The sequence below is a fragment of the Aerosakkonema sp. BLCC-F183 genome, assembly GCF_041929145.1.
Taxonomy (GTDB): domain Bacteria; phylum Cyanobacteriota; class Cyanobacteriia; order Cyanobacteriales; family Aerosakkonemataceae; genus Aerosakkonema.
Map to the genome: position 1 here is coordinate 15645 of NZ_JBHFNU010000111.1, position 18101 is coordinate 33745.

Genomic DNA, 18101 nt, shown 5'->3' on the forward strand with positions numbered 1-18101 from the left:
AAAAATAACAAAAAGAGGAAGTTGCCATGACTACAGTTTACCCCCGCGATATGGTCGGTTACGGTGCGAATCCACCGCACCCAAAATGGCCGGGAGATGCCCGCATTGCTTTACAAATCGTCATGAATTACGAGGAAGGTTCGGAATATTCTATCCCCGATGGGGACGATCGTTCGGAAACTTATTTGTGGGAAGTTCCCGGTGCGTCGATGGGGCCAGGAAATCGGGATTTAATCGTGGAATCGGTGTACGAATATGGCAGCCGATCGGGGTTTTGGCGGTTGATGCGGCTGTTTGCAGAACGCGAGATCAAAATTACCGTTTTTGGTGCTGCATTGGCCTTGGAGCGCAATCCAGAGGCGGCAGACGCTATTGTTGAGGCTGGATACGATATCTGCTGTCACGGTTGGCGCTGGATCGGCTATCACTTATTAAGTGAAGAGGAGGAACGGGAACATATTCAGCGTGCGATTAAGTCGCTGGAAAAAACCACTGGTAGTCGTCCGTTGGGGTGGTATTGTCGTTACGCACCGAGTTTAAATACGCGCAGGTTAATTGTAGAAGAAGGTGGTTTTCTCTACGATTCTGATGCGTACAATGATGATTTGCCTTATTGGGTGGAAGTGGAAGGAAAACCGCATCTCGTGATACCTTACACTCTCGATAATAATGATATGAAATTTTCGGTTGCGCCCGGATTTAATAGCGGCGATGACTTTTTTACTTATCTCAAGGATGCTTTCGATGTGCTTTACAAAGAAGGCGAAGTAGCACCGAAGATGATGTCTGTGGGATTGCATACCAGGCTGGCGGGACGACCGGGAAGAACGGCTGCACTGGCGCGATTTTTAGACTATGTGCAAAAGCACGAAAAAGTTTGGATTTGTCGCCGGATTGATATTGCGGAACATTGGATTAAAAATCATCCATTCCAGCCAAAATAATTCCGATCGTACAGTGTTGGGTTTCGCTATCGCTCAACCCAACCTACAATTAGAAAATTGTACTAAAGGTTGGGGTATCTTTCCACTATTTTGAATTGTTGCCAGAGGCGCGTTGCTGAATTCGCCTCTGCTTGAGTGTTGGCGATCGCAAAAATTTGTTGTTCGTATCCAGTCGCTTTATCGTATTCACCGAGATAACGATAAGCTGTCACCAAATTTTGCAAACAAATCGCTTCGCCTTGGCGGTTTTTCACTTCCCTTTGGATGGCTAAACTTTGGTTGTAGTAATCAATTGCTTGGCGATAATCTCCCAGAGAATAGTAAACAGTGCCGATATTTCCTAAAGCATCTGCTTCCTCTTGGCGGTGTTTAATTTGACGTGCGATCGCTAAATCCTGCTGAAGGAATTGAATAGCTTTTTCCCGATCGTCGATCAGAAAATAAGCATATCCAATATTTCCCAAAGCTTGGGCCTCGCCAAGACGATTTTTAATTTCTCGATAAATTGTGAGCGCTTTTTGCCAAGAGTTTAAAGCCGCCTCGTATTGGCGGTTTTTTTGCGCTTGTGCAAAACCTTGTTGTTGCAATCTATCTGCTTCAGCTTGGCGATCGCGTACTGTTTCAGCCTCGACTTGGCTTGCCAAAGATGAGGCTGAAAAATAGTACAACAAAGGGAGTTGAACAGAAACTAGGAGAGGAATGAAGGCGAGGATTTTAATTTGCGATCGCACGAGCGTTGGCATAATATTGAGGTACACCAATAATGTCTTATTGAAAGACAATTAAGTTCCCACCTCAGCAACTACTGTTTGGATTTTTTATAAGCTGCCCACCCGCCAAAATCAGAAACATCAGGCCATTGATATTGTTCTGCTAACTCTCGCGGGTACAGCATCGCGGTAACTTCTTCCCCATCTGACAAAACTACCTTTCCTGCATACAAATTAGGTGGTTCTGTAGAAAGTAAATAATCGTATTGTTCCGCCGTCAATTCGTAAACCTCACCTGCAATAGCAATGCCTCCTTCTGCTACCTCATAAACACCGGGATGCCAATCTTTTTCTACAGCGTGCATCCGGTATTTTGGCAAGGTAACTGCCTCCTTGATAAACTTGGCAGATTGCAAATTTTGGTGATCGGGTTGACCCCGTAGCGCCGAACCGCAAATAAAGAAGCGCTTTGATTCCATTTGACTTTCATCCTTTCTTTCGCTTTCTATAATTAATATCATTTTTTTGGTGATTTCGGGTCGAATATCCTGTAAGGACACAGCATAATTAAAATTTTCGTATCGCCGACATCTTGATGATGCCGTTTACCTAAAAATGTTCAATATGAACATTTGCATCATAATTTCCCAAGGGTTCGATACGTTGCCCGTAACTCTGCGTTAAAATTTTATCATAATGTCGCAAGAAAACTCCCGTTATAGCGTTAGCTTAACGGGAGTCTTCTTGCGACCAGCTAATTAATTGAGCCATAGCGAATCAGTATGGTTTGACAAAAGCGTTTCTCAACGCTAAACTATTAACAACCCTGGATTGATAGAGAGATGCAAACAGCTTTAAAGGTAAGATTGTATCCAAACAAAGAACAGCAGATAGCCTTAGCCAAAAACTTCGGCTGTTGCCGTTTCGTTTGGAATTATTACCTAAACAAGACAAACACTCAATATCAAGAGACTGGGAAGGGAATGAGCTATGGCGATATGGCGAAAGACCTGACGCAATTGAAGAAACATGAAGATTTTCTGTGGCTACAAGAAGCGTCTTCTTCCGCATTACAACAATCGCTCAGAAACCTAGAAGCAGCATTCAAGAACTTCTTTGAACATCGGGCTAATTTGACGAAGTTCAAAAGCAGACATCAGAAGCAATCGGTGAGATACCCAGCAGGTTGCTCGGTAAAAGGTAATGGGATCCAACTCCCCAAGTTGGGAATTGTCAAAGCAGTAATCTCAAAAAAGATAAGCGGCAAAATCAAGTCCGTAACTGTCACAAAAGACAGTACGGATAAATATTTTGCCGCTATTTCGTTGGAAGTCGAAGATACCCCAAAAGCTAAACAGGGTAAAATTTCGGGAGTTGATTTAGGTCTTAACTCCCTGGTAACGGTTTTTGATGGAGAAACCATTTACAAGGTTGAGCCAATTAAACCTACTAGGAAATACGCCAAGAGATTAAGACGGAAACAACAATCATTATCTCGAAAAAAACTTGGCTCTAATAACCGAAAAAAGCAGGTTAAAAGAGTAGCCAAGGTTCACCAGAAAATCACAAATACAAGACAGGATTTCCTGCATAAACTCTCTCGTAAATTAGTTGACGAAAACCAAGTCATTGTAGTAGAAGACCTTTGTGTAAAAGGACTAGCACGCACCAAATTGGCTAAATCTGTTTTAGATGCTGGGTTTGGAATGCTGGTAAACTTCTTAGGCTACAAGTTGAAAAGAGTTGGTGGAACTCTTGTAGAGGTTGATAGATTCTTCCCTAGTACGAAGCTTTGTAATTATTGCAAGTTTAAGAATGATTCCCTTACCTTGAAAGATAGGGAATGGACTTGTCCTGAATGTGGAAACCATCACGATAGGGATGGGAACGCCACGAAAAATTTGAGGGAAGAGGGGATTAGGATTCTATCAACAAATACGGTAGGCCATACCGAATTTCAAGCTTGTGGAGAGGATGTAAGTCTCGTTAGTGGTTCCACTAAAAAGCGTTTCTCTATGAAACAAGAATCTCCCGTTATAGCGTTAGCTTAACGGGAGAGTGTCAAAATCAATTACCAGTTTTGGCTATGACGGTAAATTCTGTTATCTACGTAAATCAAGAACGGCTAAACAACAGCATCTCTCGTTTGGCGGAAATCGGGAAACTGCCCGATGGAGGGGTGCGCCGCATTGCTTACAGTCCAGAAGATTTGCAAGCACGGGAATTGGTGAAAAGATGGATGACAGAAGCAGGGATGAACGTGCGAATTGATGCTGCCGGTAACATGATTGGCACTTATCCCGGACAAGTGGAAAAAGCACCAGTTTTGGCAACAGGTTCCCACATAGACACCGTTCCATCAGGGGGAATATATGATGGAACGCTGGGTGTTTTGGCGGGAATTGAAGTTGTGCGAGTTTTCAAAGAAAACAATATCAAATTAATCCATCCGCTGGAAGTAATTGTATTTACAGATGAAGAAAGCACGATGCTTGGCAGTAAAGCTATGTCCGGTAATATTGTCAGCAATCCGGAATATTATCGCCGCGATGATGGCACCTCAATTCAAGCTTGTTTAGAACGCATTGGTGGTAACTGGGATAAGCTTAACACAGCGCAGCGCAGTAAATCTGAAATAGCTGCTTACTTAGAGTTGCACGTCGAACAAGGGATCGTCCTAGAAAATGTGCGTAAACAAATAGGTATAGTGTCGGGAATTGTCGGACAAAATCGATTTAATATCGCCGTTACTGGTAAGGCTAATCATGCCGGAACTACGCCAATGCAAATGAGAAAGGATGCGTTAGTTGCGGCTTGTCAAGTTGTTTTAACTGTGAATAATTTAGCGATAAATAGCCAGGGAGATATGGTAGCAACTGTGGGCGCTTTTAACGTTTGGCCGAATGCTGTCAATATCATCCCCGCCAAAGTAGAAATGAGCCTAGATGTTCGCGATATTTATCTATATAATATATATAATCTAGCCATAAACTTGCAAAAGCAAATATCAGTAATTGCAGCCAACACGCAAACGAAAATTTCCATGCAGCCGACTTTGCGGGTAGAACCAACCTTAGCCAAAACGGAAATAAAAGATGCGATCGCACAATCTTGCCGTCAATTACAATTAAGTTATCACCATCTCCCCAGCCGCGCCGGTCACGATGCCCAAGAAATTGGCAAATTTACCGATATGGGGATGATTTTCGTACCTAGCGTCGCCGGAATCAGTCACTCGGAATTAGAATATACTTCAGCAGAGCAATGCAGCCAAGGCGCTAACGTTTTGCTGCAAACTTTGATACAATTAGACCAAATGTATCCGGTTTAAATTAATTACTATATCCGCTAAAATTAGATAACTAAATGGATCTGCATTACATCGAAACCTACTTACGTCCTAAAAATTTACAAGCCCTGACCAACTGGCAAACCGGATGGGCTTGGTTGGCAGGCGGGACGTGGCTGTTCTCCGAACCGCAACCCCATCTCAAAGTTTTAGTAGACTTAGACGATTTAAACTGGGGAGAAATAGAAGTTACGCCGTCAGGTTTGGCAATTGGCGCTACCTGCAAAATGGAGAAATTATTGCATTTTTCCTATCCGGAAACTTGGACGGGAATAAAAGCATTGCAAAGCGCAGTTCACCATTTGGCATCTTTTAAAGTTACCAATATGGCGACGGTAGGAGGGAATATTTGTCTGGCTTTACCTGTCAGTAACTTTGCCCCTGTGATGGTAGCATTGGGAGCAAGTTATGAAATATTCGATCGCACTTACCAACCTTATCAAATTTCCGCTTTAGAATTCCAAACTGGCGCACAAAAAACCATCCTGCAACCTGGAGAAGTTTTGCGAAAAATTTGGATTCCTCAATCTAATTTAGAATGGCTGGTTAACTTTAAACGCATCGGCGTTACTACCGCTGCTTATGCGCTTTCAATTGTCGCAACAGCCTATAACCCAAAAACATCACAAGTGCGATTTGGCTTGGGTGCTTGCGTTTATGCACCACGGCTGATAGAGTTTTCCCATATCCCCACATCAGGGGAAATTGCCGAAGCATTGTTATCTCAAATTCCTCCGTCGGAATTTATCGAAGATGATAAAGCTAGTGCAGCTTATCGCCAACACTTAACTCAAATTTTAATGCAGCGATCGCTCGCCGAAATACTATGTCAGAATTCATAACATTTCAAGTTAACGAACAAACCTATACTGAAACTACCGTAGCCGGAACGACGCTTTTAAGTTTATTGCGCCATCTCGGTTGGTATGGAGTGCATCGCGTTTGTGAATCGGGAGATTGCGGCGCTTGCACTGTTTGGGTAGACGACAAACCGATTCATAGCTGCATTTATCCAGCTATGCGAATTGAAGGAAAATCTGTCACTACAATCGAAGGTTTGGCAAAAGATGGAAAGTTGTCTTCTATGCAGTCAGCGTTTCTAGAAAAGCAAGGTTTTCAGTGCGGTTTCTGCACTCCTGGCGCGATAATGACGGCAGAAAAAATCAACTGTAAAACGGAAACAGAATTGCGTTCTGCTTTGAGAGGAAATATCTGTCGTTGTACTGGTTATCAACCAATAATTGAAAGTATTCTGCTGGTCAGCAAAGCAGATTTAATCCAACATCCAAAATCCCAAATCCAAAATTCGGTGGGTGAAAGTATTCCCAAACAAGATGGCATAGAAATTGTCACGGGAAAACCAGTTTATACACCAGATTATACCCCGGTTGGATTATTGCATTTAAAGGTATTGCGTTCTCCTCATCCGCACGCACGCATCCGCCACATTCGCACCGACAAAGCGAAAGCACTCCCAGGAGTTCATGCCATTTTCACTCACGAAGATGTACCGCGAATTCCCTACACCACGGCGGGACACGCGGAACCGCAACCAGATCCTCTCGACCATTATTTATTAGATAATAAGGTAAGATTTGTAGGCGATCGCGTTGCTGCTGTCGTTGCCGAATCTGTCGCTATTGCAGCAAAAGCTTGTCAATTAATTGAAGTCGATTATGATATTTTACCACATATCATCGACCCAGAGAAAGCGATGGAAGCAAATGTGGTGGTAATTCACGATGAACCGGAATCTTGTCAAATACCGGAACGCGATCGCAACATTGCCGGAAAAGTTATCTTAGAAAAAGGCGACATCGAAAAAGGCTTTGCCGAAGCGGATTTCATCATCGAAGATACCTACAATGTGCCAGCAGTTCAGCACGCACACTTGGAACCACACATCAGCATTAGTTGGCTAGACGAAGATGGCAATTTAGTCATTCGTTCCAGCACGCAAGTACCTTTTCATTGCCAAACATTACTAGCCAAACTCTTCGATTTACCCAAAGATAAAATCAGAGTATTCAAAACTAAAATCGGCGGCGGCTTTGGCAACAAACAGGAAATTTTAAGTGAAGACCTTTGTGCCTTTGCTACCTTAAAAACAGGTCGTCCCGTGCAATGGGAATTCACCCGCCACGAAGAATTTACGGCTACGAATAGCCGCCACGCAATGAAAATTCGCCTGAAAACTGGAATCAAGAAAGATGGTACGATCGTAGCTCAAGATATGACCGCAATTTCCAATACAGGCGCTTACGGAAATCACGCTACCACAGTAGTTTATCTCACTGGTTGTTTCCCTCTCGGTTTGTATCGTTGCGCCAATCAAAAATTTATCGGTTATGCCGTTTATACTAACACAATGCCAGCCGGAGCATTTCGCGGTTACGGTGCAACCCAAGGCAGCTTTGTAGTAGAATCTCAATTAGATGAAATCGCCGAAAGACTAAATATCGATCCAATAGAATTGCGCCTCAAAAATATTATCAATTCTGAAGATATCCTCAGTTTAGGAACTAGAGGTGATGACCATTTCCATGTAATTGGCAGTTATGCCATTCCCGAATGTTTTGAGAAAGTCACGCAAGCACTTGGCTATATTCCGGGAATACAACCAATCGCAAACGGTCATCTGCGGCGCGGTTTTGGATTTGCAGTGGGAATGCAAGCCAGCGGTTTAGCTAAAATTCATGCTGCTGGCGTCAAACTATCTTTAAAAGAGAATGGAAAATATTTGCTCAAAACTGGCTCGATCGATGTCGGTACAGGTTCCGATACGACATTAAGACAAATTGCCGCTCAAGTGCTTGGCGTTGCCATTGCCGATATTGAAATCATCGCGGGAGATACTCAAACCACGCCTTACGATGCTGGTTCTTACGCTTCAGCAACTACTTATATTTCCGGTCAAGCTGTAAATTTAGCTGCTCAAAGATTACGCGATCGCATCTTGGCAGTTGCTGCTAATATTGGGAATTGTCAAACAGAAGAATTAATTCTAACCGCTAACACAGTGCAATCCTCAAACGCAGAAATTTCTCTGCAAGAAATAGCCCAACAGGAATCTTTAGAAGTAGAATTAGAATATGCGGCTGATAAATGTTCTATGACCTTCGCCGTGCAAGGTGTGGAAGTAGAAGTAGATACGGAAACAGGACATATTAAAGTTCTCCGTTGCGTACAAGCGATCGATATCGGCAAAGCAATCAATCCCAGAATTTGTGAAAGTCAAGCTATCGGTGGTATGGTGATGGGATTGGGTTATGCTTTATCGGAAGAACTGCGAATTGACGCACAAGGAAACACGCTTAATCCCAGGTTCAGAACTTATCAACTTCCCACAGCACAAGACATACCCCTAATGCAAGTTTTCTTAGTAGAAAAAGCCGACCCTTACGGCCCATTTGGTGCAAAAGGAATAGGCGAAATTTGTACTAATTGTACTGCACCTGCGATCGCCAATGCCGTTGCTCATGCTACTGGTGTTAGATTAACCCAATTACCGATGACACCCGAAAGAATTTGGAAGGCATTTGGCAGCTAGTAGTTGCTAATTTTTTATAAGAATAAGTTACTGTTTTTCATATACTAATATGGAGTTAACGATGACTGAAGCAATAGTTAACGATCAAAATAGTGAAATTAAAAGAAACTATATTAGCCATCTCTTAGAACAGTTAACAGTTGATTATCAAAACACCAAACCAGAACGAAAGCAACTTGCCGATCTATCTCCTGTTTCGGAAGAAGAATTTACAGTATTAGAAGAAATCGAGTTGCTAACGGTGGATATCCGAGGCTATGCTAGCCAAATCCAAGTGCAAGGTTGTGTTAATAACGAACAGGAAGCAATTGAGCGGTTGGAAAATATGGGAGTTTTTGATATTTCTGCGATCGCACAATTTTACTTCTCAACAAATGGAGAATTACCGCAAATGAAAGCTTATATTCGGATGTTGGATTACTTACGATTATTGACGATCGAATATTTGCGATCGCACTTTCCCATCCATTAATTAAAATACGTTGGCGTAGCCTGCTGTAGGCATATCGCCTCTGCTGAAAGAAATTTGATGTAGCCTGTAAAAGGATTCGGTACGATCGGACGAAGCGAAGGTAGCTTATGACTTATACTTCATCAAGATTCCTGACTTTTGATGAATTTCTGAATCGGTACGGTGACAACCCACGCTACGAACTCGCTGATGGAGAACTAATTGATATGGAACCTACGGGGGAACACGAAGCGGTTGGGGGAAAGCTGGCGACAAAAATTAGTGTTGAAATTGAGCGACAGAACTTACCTTGGCTTTAATTGCGATCGCTTGTATATCCTCTTTACCAAAAATCTTTTAATTTCCCTAGCTTCCAAACACCATAAATAAACCATCAACTATATTCGATTTTATCGATAATATTTCTTGATACCATTTCTCTAGCTTAAGTTACAAATTGTTATATAGTATTAAAAGTCGGCTTTCCTCATTTGCCCATGTTCTTCTTTTTACCATTTTTTCCAGTAGCGCAAATTCCAGAACCAGCAATTGTCGATCGCCGTTTCGTTACCCAAACCAGCGAAATTCGTCCTCTACCGGGACAACTCGATCGGGTTTTGGTTTTCAACAGCAATAGCCCAGAAGTAGTGCAGACAGAGGGAATTTTGCTTTCCACTTTTCCTGCTGATGGCAAAGCATTCCCCCAAGCACACCTGAACAAACCTTTGGTGGGACGCTTCGATTTATTTTCCCATCACATTGCGCGATCGTCCGTAGACCTACGTTCCATGTATCAAGGTTTACTCGTTTACAATCCGAACTCGGAACCCGTGACGATCGAAGTTCTGCAAGCTGTCAGTTATGCTAACAACCCGGATGCGCCATTTATCGATTTACCAACAATCGTAGAAGATCCCATTGGCAGCGTATTTTCTGGGCCAGGATCGCGGGTCATGGGAGAGATTTTGCGCGGCAAAAACCAGCCAAATTTTCCTTCCAAGCTGATAATTCCACCGCAACAAACCCAGATGCTATTTAGTTTACCCATTTTGCGATCGAGCGGTCGCACCGTCTTCATGCGCTTGCAAAGTAGCGCCCCAGTTTATATGGCAAATTTAGCCATGTATGCGATTCCCAATCCTATCGAAATTAGTCTGGAAGATATAAACGTATTCGATCCCGAAAATTATTTATCTCCACCTCCAACTTATCGCGAACCAACCCTAGAAGAATGGCAAAATCTCTTAATTTCCGGCAGATTGGCAGAACCACGCGATCGACCGCCCATCGACCCAGAAAAACAAGATAGTGAAAATTTAGAAAAAGTTTTTGGGAGAGTCGCGGGAGTTTCGATCGGTTCCGAATGGAATACTCGCATTACCGATCGACAAGGAGAAGAAAATCTCACCATTCCCACACCGGGAAATGCTTTTTCCTATCCCATCAGTACCGTTAATTATATTACTCTTGGCACCAGGCAAGTACAAAGCGCACAAATGGCGGTAGGCTATCCCGATACAGCTTTAGCCGCGCATGGAAATTACGGCGTGCGCTATCACTTCACCCTACCTTTATTTAACAATAGCAATACTGCCAAAACAGTTACCGTATCGATGCAAACACCTTTTAAACAAGAAAACAATCGCGATCGCCTTTTCTTCGTTGAACCACCCCAAGGACAAGTTTTCTTTCGCGGTACAGTGCGGGTTAATTACATTAACGATGCGGGAATAAACCAAGATAAATTCTATCATTTAGTGCAGCGTCAAGGTCAGCTAGGAGAACCTTTAGTTACTTTAAACATACTTCCCAACCAAGTTCGCCAAGTAACTGTTGATTTTCTCTATCCTCCCGACGCCACGCCACCGCAGGTAGTCACGGTAAAAACTTTGCCATAATAACCCAAGTTGCTACTTATAAGATTACGGCTACTCTTTGGTACGTAGTTGGGCTTTATCCCACTTATGCCCGGTTTCATAAGAGGGCTAAAGCCCAACTACATACTTTTATGTAAATAACTAGCAACTTACGTTAATATTTGCGATAGTCAGTTTGCTAAGCTAGGGATACGGCAATGCCGTGTCCCTATTAACTTATTCCGCAGACGGCATCTCGTTTAACACTTTGTGAAAGTCTGCCAAAGAACCAATTACGACCGCAATCTTAAGAAGCCTTTTCAGCACAGATACCCGATCTATGCCATTAATCGCTTCGACTATCGAACTTGGCACATCTCCAAATCGCGTTTCGAGGATATCGATCGCATTCTCTCGTGAAGTTTCGATAATCGCTTCCTCTTTTGCCAGCCGTTCGATACTGGTGACGTACCGCATTCTACTAGCCTCCTCGTAACTTCTCGCTACTTGTTTAAAACTAGACGCCAACTCTTTTGGCAAAACCATTATCCAATCAATAAATCGAAACAGTTGCACAATATCTTCGCGACTGTATCCGCGATCGTACAACCGTCTGACTAGGTTCAATTTCCACTGTAAACGACTCTCTGGATTTTGTGGTGTCGCCTTTGTCCGCAAATGGGCCATCACCACCATCCCAAAGGGATTGGTAGTTTGTTCTAGGCTTTCCCATTGCGCTTCGTAGTCCAAAAGTTTCGCGATCGGAAACTCCAAGCTGACCCGACACCCACCCAACTCGTAACCATAGCGATCGGGTCGCCAATTTTCCCGATCGTCCGCCAAAACTGCCAAACTGATGACTCGCTGTTCGTGGCGATCGAACAAGCGATAATTATAGGTGTACATCCGCTTGGCAAATTCGATATCATAGCGTCCTTGGACTTCTACATGGACTAATACCCAAACTTCCTCGCCATCCAGCAACCAAACCTTTGCCACCTTGTCCACCAGACACTTGCCAATTTCTGCATCTGGTTCCAGTTGTTGCAGTTCGTTGTCCAGAAACTCGTAAGGTCGCGTCCAGTCGATCGCAGCATAAGCTAGAGGAAAAAAGAATTCCAAGAATTGCGGAAAATATGCTTCGATAACTTCTTTCCAAGGACTATCGTAATCCGTGCGTTGCTCGGTCATTCGATTTTGGATTCTGGGATTTTAGATTTTAGATTATCCCCAAAACTGACAGTTAAAAGAAGAAACCGGGTTTCTGGGTGTCTCAACCTGCATTAAATTTTGTTAAGATTGTTTCGGCCATAGCGATCGCACTCGTGTGGCGCTAAACTTCCCCTGCTACTTCCTTGGAGACTCTGAATGCTGCGACTCGAACATATCAGTAAAATATACCCCACCGGCGAAGTCCTCAAAGATGTCAACTGGGAAGTCAAGCCAGGAGATCGCATCGGCTTAGTCGGCGTCAACGGTGCGGGTAAATCTACCCAACTCAAAATTATCGCAGGCGAAATCGAACCCACCGCAGGCGAAATCATCCGTCCCGCCAGTTTGCACATTGCTTATCTCACCCAAGAATTTGAAGTTGACCCCACCCGCACTGTCAAAGAGGAATTTTGGCGTGCTTTTGTGGAAGCGAATAAAGTTCATGAAGAACTGGCGCAGGTACATCGAGATCTGGAAACTGCTACGCCAGAAGAGTTAGACAAACTTCTCCGCAAAATGGATAAGTTGCAGCGGCAATTTGAAGCTTTAGACGGTTACGGTTTGGAATCGCAAATTGATAAGATATTGCCTGAATTGGGATTTGAGCAAGGAGATAGCGATCGTCTCGTCAGCGCTTTTAGTGGTGGCTGGCAAATGCGGATGAGTTTGGGTAAAATTATCCTCCAAAAACCCGATTTGTTGCTGCTGGACGAACCGACGAACCACCTCGATTTGGAAACGATCGAATGGTTGGAAACTTACCTGAAAGGTTTAATCACTCCGATGGTAATTGTTTCCCACGACCGCGAGTTTCTCGACCGCCTCTGCACTCAAATTGTCGAAACAGAACGCGGCGTTTCCTCTACATATTTAGGTAACTATTCCGCCTATTTGCTCCAAAAAGCGTCAGCGAAAGAAGCGCAACTAGCCGCCTACGATCGTCAGCAAAAAGAACTGGAAAAACAACAAGCTTTCGTTGACCGTTTCCGCGCCAGCGCTACTCGCAGTACCCAAGCCAAAAGCCGCGAAAAACAATTAGAGAAAATCGAAAAGATTGAAGCACCGGAAGGTTCTTTAAGAACGCTACATTTCCGCTTCCCACCAGCGCCTCGCAGCGGTCGCGAAGTTGTCGAAATTAAAGATTTGGTGCATACTTACGATGATAAGATATTGTTTTTAGGTGCGGAATTGCTGATTGAGCGAGGCGATCGCATCGCATTTCTCGGCCCCAATGGTGCTGGTAAATCGACTTTGTTGCGGCTAATTATGGGTATGGAAAAACCCACTGAAGGTAAAGTGAAATTAGGCGCACACAATGTTATTCCCGGTTACTTTGAACAAAATCAGGCAGAAGCTTTAGATCTGACTAAAACTGTCATGGATACCATCCACGACGAAGTACCAGATTGGAAAAACGAAGAAGTTCGCACGCTGTTAGGTCGTTTCTTGTTTAGCGGCGATACGGTATTCAAACAAGTTGGCGCTTTAAGCGGTGGAGAAAAAGCGCGTTTGGCTTTAGCGAAAATGCTGCTGCGTCCGGCAAATCTACTAATATTAGATGAGCCGACAAACCACCTCGATATCCCAGCCAAAGAAATGCTGGAAGAATCGCTGCAAAACTATGATGGGACGGCGATTATAGTTTCGCACGATCGCTATTTTATTTCCCAAGTTGCTAACAAAATTGTGGAAATTCGCGACGGCGAATTTCGCGTTTATCTGGGAGATTATCACTACTATTTGGATAAAATTGAGGAGGAAAAAGAACAGGCGAAATTAGCTGCGATCGCAGCCGAAAAAGCCGCCAAAAAAGCGGCGAAATCTGCTAAAGAAGCGGAAAAAAAAGCAGCCGCCAAACGCAAATAAGCAGCCTATTGTGCAGTCAAAAAATGATGAAACTGTACAAATATGTAGGTAGCAACGAAATTCAGCAAAAGGTAGCTGCTTTCCCAGTCGGTTTTAGAATAGAGTCTGTTTCGGATTTGGAAGCTTGGCTTTACCAAAACAGGCAGAAACCGAACGCATCGGGGTTAATTGCAGCTACTATCACCACAAAAACGCGAGAACCTAAACTAAATCCATCCGAAACGAGGAAATTCCGGTGACCTCCTTAACTCAGGAACAACGTGCTGTAGAAATTCTCAACCGTCTCAAACCACTCTATTCCAATTCCCCCTGTCCTCTCAACTACGAAACGCCTTTGCAACTGCTGCTGGCTGTAATTATGGCGGCGCAATGCACAGACGATCGCGTCAATCGAGTCACCGCTCAACTTTTTCCCCGCTTCCCCGATGCAGCTGCGATCGCTCAATCCGACTACGCTGAGTTAGAAACTATACTGCGGCCTCTGAGTATGTACAGCAGCAAAGCCAAGAATGTACAAGCCACCTGCCGGATTCTCGTAGAGCGGTTTGACGGTCAAGTACCGCAAAACATAGACGAGTTAGTAATGTTACCCGGTGTCGGTCGCAAAACCGCTACAATGGTGCTGCATTACGCCTACAAAATCGATGTGGGTGTGACTGTTGATACCCATGTCAAACGACTGAGCGATCGCCTGGGATTGAGCAAACAAACCGACATCGACAAAATCGAGAAAGACTTGATGCAGTTGCTCCCCCAGTCAGAATGGGGGAATTGTTTTGTTTTTCTGACACATCATGGGCGATCGATCTGCAATGCCAAAAAACCAACGTGCGATCGCTGCATTGTCGCCGATTTATGCCCAAATTCCCCTAAAAGCAGCTAAAAATACCTTGTTAACAAACACAAGAAAATGTAAATAAATGTTAAGAAAATTCTCAATTTACCACCAGACAAGCTAATTTTCGATCGGGGATCAAAGAGAATAAATAGAAAATCTCTGTAAACACAAGCATTTTCAGCGAATTACGAGATTGTCAACCAAGATGCGAAGTTGCAAAAGTCTCTAGAAAGTTGAGCAATCTTCCCGTAAGTCGGTGATATCATTTCGGAAGTATCCGATACAAAGAGCGATCGAGTATGGCCCAAGCGCCTGTTTCGCCCGTAGTGCTAATAATCCTAGATGGCTGGGGTTACCGTGAAGAAACCGACGGCAACGCCATTGCCGCTGCAAACACACCCGTAATGGATAGCCTGTGGGCAGCCTATCCCCATACCTTACTACGCACATCAGGAAAAGCAGTAGGTTTGCCAGAAGGGCAAATGGGCAACTCTGAAGTGGGGCATCTGAATATAGGGGCAGGGCGGGTCGTACCCCAAGAGTTAGTTCGTATCACAGATGCCGTAGAAGATGGCAGCTTGCTGAACAATCCAGCCTTAGTAAAAATTTGCCAGGAAGTCAAAAGCAGTGGTGGCAAGTTGCACTTAGTCGGATTGTGTTCGGAAGGCGGTGTGCATTCCCATTTAAGTCATCTGCTGGGATTGCTCGATTTGGCAAAAGCAAAAGAAATTACCAACGTTTGCATCCACGCCATCACCGACGGTCGCGATACCAACCCCAAAGAGGGTGTGGAAGCGATTCAAAAAATTCAAGATTATATTGATAAAGTTGGGTTAGGACGCATCGTCACCATCAGCGGTCGCTACTACGCGATGGATAGAGACCGCCGTTGGGATAGAGTTCAAAAAGCCTACGACGTGATGACCCAAGATGGTGCAGGCGTGGCGAGTTCTGCCGTCGAAGTATTGCAAGCCTCCTATGCAGAAGGCGTTACCGATGAATTCGTCATCCCCATCAGAATAGCCCCCGGAGCCGTAGAGCCGGGAGATGGTGTAATATTCTTTAACTTCCGTCCGGATCGGGCCAGAGAATTGAGCAGCGCTTTTGTCAATCCCGAATTCAACGGTTTTCCCAGAGAGCAAATTCGTCCCCTCACTTTTCTCACCTTTACCCAGTACGAGCCAGATTTGCCAGTACTGATAGCTTTCGAGCCCCAGAATTTGAGTAACCTGCTGGGAGAAGTGATTGCCAGACACGGTTTAAAGCAATTGCGTACCGCCGAAACGGAAAAATACGCCCACGTCACCTACTTTTTCAACGGTGGTATAGAAGAACCCTTTGAGGGGGAAGACCGGGAACTCGTGCAAAGTCCGATGGTAGCAACCTACGATCGCGCACCGTTAATGTCCGCCGAAGCAGTGACAGATGTGGCGACAAAGGCGATCGAAAAACGCATTTACTCATTCATAGCCATCAACTACGCCAACCCGGACATGGTGGGACATACGGGTATATGGGAAGCCACCATTACAGCCCTGGAAACCGTAGACCGATGTTTGGGTCGCCTCTTAGAAAGCATTAACAAAGCCGGTGGCACCGCCATTATTATCGCCGATCACGGTAATGCCGAGTATATGTGGGATGAACAAGGTAACCCCTGGACTGCACACACAACTAACCCAGTTCCCTTTATCCTCGTCGAAGGCGAAGGTGTAAAAATTCCCGGACACGGTACAGACGTGCAGCTGCGAAGTGACGGTCGTTTGGCAGATGTGGCACCCACCATCCTAGAAATTTTAAAGCTGCCTCAGCCAACGGAGATGACAGGCCGTTCCATGATAGAGCCCACAGAATTGCAAGTCAAAGCGAATCGGACACCGATGCGAGTTTCTCTATAATTTACTAATAGGGATTGGCCAGGTGGAATTGGGCACAAGAAACAATACCCAATTCCAAATTAGCAATCCTCAATCCAAAATCCAAAATCCAAAATCCAAAATTGAAATGACCATTGTCAAAATTGTAGAAATTATCTGGGCACTGTCTGCTTTAGGTCTGACCGTTTTAGTGTTGCTGCATAGTCCCAAAGGAGATGGCATAGGGGCTATTGGAGGTCAAGCGCAATTGTTTAGCAGCACCAAGAGTGCAGAAACAACCCTAAACCGCGTTACATGGGGTCTGACCGTTATTTTTATGGGTTTAACGGTACTTTTGAGTGCCAATTTGTTAGGCCGATAACTCACATCCGAAAAATCCTGAAAGTGGCGAAACCAGATCGATCGCATCTGCGTACCCTATGCGCTAACGCGCAGGCTTCGCCAACGGGAAGGCTATCGCCTACGTCTGCGGTTAAAATTCCATCAAACAGATTTTTCGGATAAACTTCCAGCACACAAATGCCGCGCAAATTAACGATCGCACTAGCAATCTGTACTGCCATCTTAATTATGGCAGTCGATCGCTTAGCAGCAATGCCTGCGGAGGCAAAATTACCGCCTCTCCAGGCACATCCTCTCCCAGCAACGCTGGCGCAGTGGCAGGACACAACCAACAGCGGCGACTACTTCTCGGAAGTAAAGTCAACGGAAATGGGTTATTTAGTTTGGTCGCAATTGCCCGTCAAGGTTTACGTCCAGAAGCAAGAGGAATCGGCTGCAATCAACAGCGAGCGATCGCCAAAATGGATAGAGGCCGTTTTGCAGGCAGTACAGGAATGGAACGTTTACTTGCCTTTGCAAGTAGTCAACTCCCCAGATGAAGCGGATATCAAAATTTGGCGATCGCGTCCTCCCCTCAGAGCCACCTTAAACCCCAGCACAGGTCGCTTTGAATTGCCTCGCGTTCGTTCCGCCGAAACCCTCTACGAGTTTTATCTTCGCAAATTCCCAAATTCTGCCACAGTTTTATCACAAAGATTTAATATTCAGATTAGTCCCAACCAAGCCCCCGATTATATCCTACCCAGCGCCCGCCACGAACTCGGTCACGCACTCGGTATTTGGGGTCACAGTCCTTTAGAAACAGATACCCTATACTTTGCACAGGTACGCCATCCAGCCCCTATTTCATCCAGAGATATCAACACCCTCAAACGCATTTACGAACAGCCCACCCGTATAGGATGGTCTTTGCCAGAAAGTTAGCTTCTTTCGGGTCGAGCAGGTAAAATTTTTATTAGACATCTCCAAAAATTCTGGTGGGGTAGGCATCCTACCTGCGTTTAAAATTCTTTTCGAGGATATTTCTATTATTTGTGTTAACAATTTGGGAGATGTGCGTTAGACACGACAATTTAATTATTGGTTGAAATACTTAATTCTTCACC

General features: G+C 44.5%; 18 protein-coding genes. 14 read left to right on the forward strand and 4 right to left on the reverse strand.

Going from position 1 to position 18101, the window contains the following annotated elements:
- Nucleotides 1-26 precede the first annotated feature (26 nt).
- Entirely contained in the window at nt 27-944 is a 918-nt protein-coding gene (puuE, locus tag ACE1CD_RS32570; protein WP_374827405.1) for an allantoinase PuuE, read from the forward strand.
- Nucleotides 945-1006: 62 nt separating this feature from the next.
- Here the strand turns inward: puuE and ACE1CD_RS32575 are convergent, their stop codons facing one another.
- Both ACE1CD_RS32575 and ACE1CD_RS32580 read right to left on the reverse strand, forming a co-directional pair.
- Nucleotides 1007-1687: a tetratricopeptide repeat protein gene (locus ACE1CD_RS32575; RefSeq protein WP_374827406.1), complete on the reverse strand. Its 681-nt coding sequence runs from the start codon at nt 1685-1687 to the stop codon at nt 1007-1009.
- 59 nt (nt 1688-1746) lie between these two features.
- Nucleotides 1747-2133, reverse strand: coding sequence for a gamma-glutamylcyclotransferase (locus ACE1CD_RS32580; protein WP_374790313.1), 387 nt, complete (start codon nt 2131-2133; stop codon nt 1747-1749).
- Nucleotides 2134-2496: 363 nt separating this feature from the next.
- Here ACE1CD_RS32580 and ACE1CD_RS32585 point away from each other — a divergent pair, with 363 nt between their 5' ends.
- From ACE1CD_RS32585 to ACE1CD_RS32615, 7 genes are all read left to right on the forward strand, one after another.
- On the forward strand, nt 2497-3705 hold the full coding sequence (locus ACE1CD_RS32585; RefSeq protein WP_374790315.1) for an RNA-guided endonuclease InsQ/TnpB family protein: 1209 nt from the start codon (nt 2497-2499) through the stop codon (nt 3703-3705).
- Between the two features lie 35 nt (nt 3706-3740).
- The gene (locus ACE1CD_RS32590) at nt 3741-4985 is read left to right on the forward strand and encodes a Zn-dependent hydrolase (RefSeq protein ID WP_374790317.1); all 1245 of its coding nucleotides are present in this window, start codon (nt 3741-3743) and stop codon (nt 4983-4985) included.
- Nucleotides 4986-5020: 35 nt separating this feature from the next.
- Nucleotides 5021-5845, forward strand: a complete 825-nt coding sequence (locus tag ACE1CD_RS32595) for an FAD binding domain-containing protein (RefSeq protein WP_374827407.1) — start codon at nt 5021-5023, stop codon at nt 5843-5845.
- Complete coding sequence (locus ACE1CD_RS32600; protein ID WP_374827408.1) at nt 5830-8553, forward strand: molybdopterin-dependent oxidoreductase; 2724 nt, start codon at nt 5830-5832, stop codon at nt 8551-8553. The genes ACE1CD_RS32595 and ACE1CD_RS32600 overlap by 16 nt, the downstream gene beginning before the upstream one ends.
- Before the next feature lie 61 nt (nt 8554-8614).
- On the forward strand, nt 8615-9025 hold the full coding sequence (locus ACE1CD_RS32605) for a hypothetical protein (RefSeq protein ID WP_374790324.1): 411 nt from the start codon (nt 8615-8617) through the stop codon (nt 9023-9025).
- 107 nt (nt 9026-9132) lie between these two features.
- Nucleotides 9133-9324 (forward strand): Uma2 family endonuclease, encoded by a 192-nt coding sequence (locus tag ACE1CD_RS32610; protein WP_374790326.1) that lies wholly within the window; start codon nt 9133-9135, stop codon nt 9322-9324.
- Between the two features lie 177 nt (nt 9325-9501).
- Nucleotides 9502-10902, forward strand: a complete 1401-nt coding sequence (locus ACE1CD_RS32615) for a DUF3370 domain-containing protein (protein ID WP_374827410.1) — start codon at nt 9502-9504, stop codon at nt 10900-10902.
- Between the two features lie 195 nt (nt 10903-11097).
- Here the strand turns inward: ACE1CD_RS32615 and ACE1CD_RS32620 are convergent, their stop codons facing one another.
- The gene (locus ACE1CD_RS32620) at nt 11098-12051 is read right to left on the reverse strand and encodes a transposase (RefSeq protein ID WP_374790330.1); all 954 of its coding nucleotides are present in this window, start codon (nt 12049-12051) and stop codon (nt 11098-11100) included.
- Between the two features lie 177 nt (nt 12052-12228).
- On the opposite strand from ACE1CD_RS32620, the gene ACE1CD_RS32625 reads away from it, so the two are divergent.
- From ACE1CD_RS32625 to secG, 5 genes are all read left to right on the forward strand, one after another.
- Nucleotides 12229-13938 carry an ABC-F family ATP-binding cassette domain-containing protein gene (locus ACE1CD_RS32625; RefSeq protein WP_374827411.1) on the forward strand — a complete coding sequence of 570 codons (1710 nt, stop codon included), beginning with the start codon at nt 12229-12231 and terminating at the stop codon, nt 13936-13938.
- A gap of 23 nt (nt 13939-13961) precedes the next feature.
- The gene (locus tag ACE1CD_RS32630; protein ID WP_374790334.1) at nt 13962-14177 is read left to right on the forward strand and encodes a hypothetical protein; all 216 of its coding nucleotides are present in this window, start codon (nt 13962-13964) and stop codon (nt 14175-14177) included.
- Nucleotides 14174-14821 carry an endonuclease III gene (nth, locus tag ACE1CD_RS32635; RefSeq protein WP_374790336.1) on the forward strand — a complete coding sequence of 216 codons (648 nt, stop codon included), beginning with the start codon at nt 14174-14176 and terminating at the stop codon, nt 14819-14821. Before ACE1CD_RS32630 ends, nth begins: the two co-directional genes overlap by 4 nt.
- 254 nt (nt 14822-15075) lie before the next feature.
- A complete protein-coding gene (gpmI, locus tag ACE1CD_RS32640; protein WP_374827412.1) occupies nt 15076-16674 on the forward strand; it encodes a 2,3-bisphosphoglycerate-independent phosphoglycerate mutase in 1599 nt (532 codons plus the stop codon).
- 106 nt (nt 16675-16780) lie between these two features.
- Nucleotides 16781-17014 carry a preprotein translocase subunit SecG gene (gene secG, locus ACE1CD_RS32645; protein ID WP_374790340.1) on the forward strand — a complete coding sequence of 78 codons (234 nt, stop codon included), beginning with the start codon at nt 16781-16783 and terminating at the stop codon, nt 17012-17014.
- A 1-nt stretch (nt 17015) separates the two neighbouring features.
- On the opposite strand, the gene ACE1CD_RS32650 is transcribed toward secG, so the two are convergent.
- The gene (locus ACE1CD_RS32650; protein WP_374790342.1) at nt 17016-17216 is read right to left on the reverse strand and encodes a hypothetical protein; all 201 of its coding nucleotides are present in this window, start codon (nt 17214-17216) and stop codon (nt 17016-17018) included.
- 7 nt (nt 17217-17223) lie between these two features.
- Here ACE1CD_RS32650 and ACE1CD_RS32655 point away from each other — a divergent pair, with 7 nt between their 5' ends.
- Entirely contained in the window at nt 17224-17919 is a 696-nt protein-coding gene (locus ACE1CD_RS32655; RefSeq protein WP_374790344.1) for a peptidase, read from the forward strand.
- Nucleotides 17920-18101: the final 182 nt, after the last annotated feature.